The 2,847-nt window shown below is 37.8% G+C and carries 2 protein-coding genes and 1 pseudogene; 2 read left to right on the top strand and 1 reads right to left on the bottom strand.

Translation table 11 applies throughout. From position 1 onward, the window contains the following. Window positions 1-508, bottom strand: a 508-nt coding sequence (locus AC4GME_RS18540; RefSeq protein WP_490377365.1) for a hypothetical protein, incomplete at its 3' end; no start/stop codon positions are given. A 508-nt stretch (window positions 509-1,016) separates the two neighbouring features. Between AC4GME_RS18540 and AC4GME_RS18535 the strand changes: the two genes are divergently transcribed. Both AC4GME_RS18535 and AC4GME_RS18530 read left to right on the top strand, forming a co-directional pair. Further along, the gene (locus AC4GME_RS18535; protein WP_490380013.1) at window positions 1,017-1,940 is read left to right on the top strand and encodes a hypothetical protein; all 924 of its coding nucleotides are present in this window, start codon (window positions 1,017-1,019) and stop codon (window positions 1,938-1,940) included. A 46-nt stretch (window positions 1,941-1,986) separates the two neighbouring features. Then, window positions 1,987-2,847, top strand: a pseudogene (locus tag AC4GME_RS18530) (hypothetical protein); the annotation flags it as partial.

The raw sequence follows: 2,847 nt of genomic DNA, 5'->3' as shown, positions 1-2,847 counted from the left end.
TTAATGTATCACCTACTGTTGGTTCGCTATTATTAATTGTCACATTACTGGCTTCCGGCTTTGAGCCTCTTGGATCTGTAACTTTTTCAGTCGCTACTGAGCACTTAGTTTCTCCTGTGACAATTTCAATTTCATCTTCATCTTCTGCTTCATCTTCTGTTTTTGTAGATGTTGCCTCGGGGGTAACGCAGAAGTAGACATTTTTATCAAACTCATTTTCAGTTAGCAGATAGGTTAATTCATTACCAATACTTTCATCGTTCCCTTTTACTTTCCAGTTGTATTCGCTCGTCCCTTCTGAACGAGGGTTATAATTGGGATCTGTAAAGCTATAGTTTCCAGTCAGGGTTGAACCAATCAAACTATCACCTGTGATATTAACTCCTGAAGCAATTGGGCCAATATAAGGTTGCTCATTATTATCATTAATCTGTTGGTCATTGTTTGGATTACAGCCACTTAGAATGGTGGTTGTGATCAAGGCTAAAATACAAGTTTTAATTTTCAATTTTCTTACCTCTGCTGTCGGTTCTATGAATATTACAATAACGCAATAACGCAATAATATGGTTACATTATTCTATATAACATAAAGCAAGCGGATCTTCATTTGCTTGCGGTTGTGTAAGTAAGTGTAAATGATAAAGCAAAAGCTACAATCTGTTTTTCCTCTTTTTCTTTGAAAGTGTGACTTGTATTTTATTTTCTTTTCAACTAAAGATAGACGCTGGATAGGGTGTTGTCAGTATTTTGTGCCTTTTTTTTTCTAGTTTTACTATCTTTTTCTATTGATTTGACCTTTTATTATGTAAATAAAGATGTTGATTTGCGGTTGTCTTCAAATGCTTTCGTTGTTCTTTTGTTTTGAGCTGGGTCACAGTAATGGAACTGCTAGCATCATATAATCATTTTGTGTCTTACTGATGAATAGCTGTTCGTTTTAATAAAATTTACTACTAGAACGCAGCACTTAAATTAAACCTATTAAATGAAAGAAAAGGGAGTTTGCAATTACCATGAAATCAAGCCTAAATACAACAGCTAGAGCTGCACTCTGTTTTGGTGTTATCTCTGTGCTTGCTTCTGTAAATGCAGAGGCTAAAACAAATCTGGTGGCTAGTTATGAGTCTGGTAAATATGAAAGCGATTATAGCTATTCAGGACCACGTATTGATATGACTCTTAATCCTGATGGTTCAAATTGGTATTTTAATTTGGGATACCGAAATCGTACCCATGATTCAAAGCAGGTATATATACGAGCGGATAGTGGAGCTGCGTATCGTTTTCGTTTTAATAGAAGCTGGATCCAGCCAAGTGTAAAAATCCGTCAAGATATCACTAACTATGACAGCGGCTCTCGTTCGACAACGGATTTTTATAAAACTGAAACTAAATACGTGCTCGATTTGAATTCTCAATGGGCTCTTTGGGGCGAAATTGATTTTGGCTTAGCACGTCAAGAAGATAAAAATGTTAGCGGAACCGTCAGAAACAGTGACTATATAACTTGGGAAGTTGAACCTGGTGTTCGTTATTCTTTTTCGAAAAATTTATCAACAACCCTCGCTTATTACAATACCGGTGAACGCAGCGATAAAGGCGAAACTTGGGGGTTAACTGATAATACAAAAAATCATCAAGCGCGATGGTATCTTCACTGGAGGGCGCCAATGGGATTCGTTGTCTCTCCCTATATCCGTTATTCGCTTGATTATGGCAAAACATCTTCATGGTATGAGAGTGCTTCTTTCCCGGAGACTGCAACAAAAAGCAAAGTGGCTCGTTACGCAATGCGGTTAGCTTATTCGATCTCTAGTTCTGTTCAACTTCAGGCTGAATATTATTTTGAAGATCTGCAGTTTAAAGAAGGTTATGCAATGGGAAAAGATGATTCTCAAATGCAGTATTTGAAGCTTGGTGTACGTGCCAGCTTCTAACCATTTTTTCTTAAATCGAATTTAATTACTATTGAGAGTAACTGTTATGCAACTTAATCACCTTTTTAAACCTAGTCTGTTGTCAGTCTTGGTTTCATCTTGTTTATTTACACCCACTTATCTCTGGGCTGCCGATTGCCCGGCAAACACTGTCTGCGAAACTGTTATTATACCCAATGAAGGGGGCAGTTATACTGGTGATGACATTCTTGTCTCAGAAGGTAACGGTCTTGAGTCTCAGGGGGCAATTTCTTCACACGTTTATTTTAAAAATAATATTACGGTTAGCGGTGAGAGTGCCAATGGCATTTATATTGATAAAGATACAACTTTTGATGGCAACCTGAATATTGAAGCAGGCAAAAGCATTGTTAGCGAAAATGGTACCGCCATTAAGATTGATGGTGTAATGACCGCGGGTAAGGGCATTCATATAAAAAATGGCTCGCTAATTAGTGGCGCTGAAAATGCGGTTGATTTTAGCGCAAGTCAAAGTGCTGACGCAATGCGCATTGATGTGCATGGTACTGTTAAAGGTAATATTATCGGTAATGGTGTCGCAGGCAATAAAATTAACTTTGCTTATCAAGGGGGGAAAGAAACGGCGACGTTTGATGGTCAGGAAATTAGTGGCGTTGCTAAAATTTTCAATTTGGGAGATTTAACCATTATAACCCAGGATAAGAGCATTGTCTGGGATGCAGATTATACCAATGGTTCCAGTTCAATCAGTGCAAGCATGAATTTCAGCGTGGATGATGATAGCAATTTTGCGCAGCCCATCCTTACGGTGACGGGGAAGACGACTTTCTTTGAAAATAGTAGCGCTAAACTTTCCTATACCGGCAGTAATGTTAATAACATGCTGAATAAAAATGTTATTTTACTGCAATCAGATGATGGTTTT

Source organism: Psychromonas sp. (assembly GCF_983033635.1).
This window is presented reverse-complemented; position numbering and strand designations above follow the sequence as displayed.

What these genes read in the sequence shown, in the direction of transcription:
- AC4GME_RS18535 (WP_490380013.1), top strand. Translation starts at nt 1,017, where the DNA reads ATGAAATCAAGCCTAAATACAACAGCTAGAGCTGCACTCTGTTTTGGT.